This window comes from Dialister sp. (assembly GCF_051885895.1).
Lineage (GTDB): Bacteria > Bacillota > Negativicutes > Veillonellales > Dialisteraceae > Dialister.
This window is the reverse complement of the sequence record NZ_JBJEXP010000059.1, coordinates 1-1,907: the sequence shown is the minus strand read 5'-3', so window position 1 is coordinate 1,907 and position 1,907 is coordinate 1. Positions and strand designations below refer to the sequence as shown.

Below are 1,907 nucleotides of genomic sequence, written 5' to 3'. Positions count from 1 at the left end.
TAGTTGCCACAATCATGTCTAAGTAATTAGCACATGAAAAAAGCCTACCAAGGCTTCGGAAGGCTTTCTTCATACTAAAAATATGTGAGAGGAAGCCGTTCCCGTTGCAAGGATAATATAAACGGCTATCTCGTTGCCACTATTATACCATAAAACGAGGTGGAAAGCACAATGAACATTGCCTATGTCCGTGTCTCAACCGCAGACCAAAACCCGGAGCGTCAATATGAAGACCTCAAAAAATACCATATAGAAAAATGGTTTGAAGAAAAAGCGTCAGGAAAGAACACGGAAAGACCTGTTCTTCAGTCCATGCTTTCCTTCGCCCGTGAAGGTGACACCATTTATGTAGAATCCTTCAGCCGCCTGGCCAGGAACACCATAGACCTTCTGAACATCATTGATGAACTGGAAAAGAAAAATATAAAAATCGTCAGTCAGAAAGAAAACCTGGATTCTACCACCCCGACCGGGAAAATGATGATCACCATGATAGGGGCCATTGCTACTTTTGAAAGAGAATTGATCCTGGAGCGGCAGAGAGAAGGAGTGGCCATTGCCAAAGCAAAAGGCCGGTACAGGGGCCGGATATCCATGGAAGCGCCGGAGAACTTTAAAGACCTCTATGAACTCTACATGACCAGGCGAATCAAAACAAAGAAGGAACTTGCCAAACGATGTAAATGCAGTATGCCCATCCTTTACCGATTCATTCGAGAACTGGAAGAAGAGCAGAAAAAAGAAAAATAAAAGAAGCCACTCACCACAAGCAGCTTCTTTCTTCATCAAATCCTGAAAAGGACAAGATGAACACCATGTTTATTATACTTGATAAACCCTTCAGGCGCAACGCAGGTAAAGGAGAAAATTATGGAAACGCTCACCCACGTTCTTTCATGGATCTGGACTAATGCCGGAGATACCATCATTTCTTTCATAGGTGCTTATTTCGTCCTGGGCCTGGCCTGTGCCATCATCATTTTTATCTGTCAAATCATGCTGGCATTCGGACTGGCAATCGGCGTGTTCTTCATCCTTACAAGATTCCTTCCCCCTGAAGAATGTGCATTCATAGCGGCATTCGTTTTCATAGTCGTGAAAATCGTGCTGTTCATGCACAAACGAACGCAGTAAAAATACCTGGCGAAAACCTTGAAGGAAAGCCCATAAAACACCCCACCCCGTGTCTACAATCACCCCTCAAACATATTCCTATCCCGTCCGCTGGACACCAGCAGACCGGATAGGAATTTTTCATTGATTCTTCTCTTTCAATCCGTGCCCTGCCCGTCCCAGCAGAAAGACGCTCCGTCTCTCACGCCCCGTCCTGATTCCATGACTGAATCGCCGCTTTCTCTTTTTCCATGTACTGTAGAATGCAATCGCAGTGTATACATAGCGGCGTTTCAGTCATTCCATCGTCCGTGGCGTGTTCGTCTACGCTTTCTTTCTGCTGGAACAGACAGCGCATTTTTATAATCTTTTCATATTTAATCTTAAATAATATCAAGAATGAAACTTATACCGCACAGGTACTTTTTACCTATCTGGGCTGGTGCTTTCCACCTGTCTGCCATGGTGCATAGCACCACTGCCATGCTTCAGAGAATCATCCTTCAGAAGCTTTGGGAGTAATTCATGATACGGCCTGGCAGAAACCTTAAAAGAAAACCGATGGGAACACCCCACCCACTTACCCTTCCTTCAGTCACCACAAAAAGAATGCCTGTCCCGTCAGCCCTACGGCAGACCGGACAGGCATTATCCTTTACTCTGCTTCCGATCCTGCACCGCCATTTCCAGAAAGAAGCTCGCTCCCTCATCACGGCCCGTCCTGATTCCGTGCCTGGTCAGCCGCTGTTTCCTTAACGCCATGTTCCGCAGAGATGAATTGTGGTGATTTCCTG

2 protein-coding genes are annotated in these 1,907 nt (G+C 45.8%); both read left to right on the top strand.

Annotation, left to right across the window (positions count from 1 at the left end):
• Positions 1-171: 171 nt before the first annotated feature.
• Positions 172-750 carry a recombinase family protein gene (locus ACI4N7_RS04950; RefSeq protein WP_439732257.1) on the top strand — a complete coding sequence of 193 codons (579 nt, stop codon included), beginning with the start codon at positions 172-174 and terminating at the stop codon, positions 748-750.
• 120 nt (positions 751-870) lie between these two features.
• Entirely contained in the window at positions 871-1,134 is a 264-nt protein-coding gene (locus ACI4N7_RS04945) for a hypothetical protein (RefSeq protein WP_439732256.1), read from the top strand.
• The last annotated feature ends 773 nt before the right edge of the window (positions 1,135-1,907 follow it).

Bases quoted from the DNA above. Each gene is read 5' to 3' on its own strand.
- ACI4N7_RS04950 (WP_439732257.1), top strand. From the start codon at position 172: ATGAACATTGCCTATGTCCGTGTCTCAACCGCAGACCAAAACCCGGAG.
- ACI4N7_RS04945 (WP_439732256.1), top strand. From the start codon at position 871: ATGGAAACGCTCACCCACGTTCTTTCATGGATCTGGACTAATGCCGGA.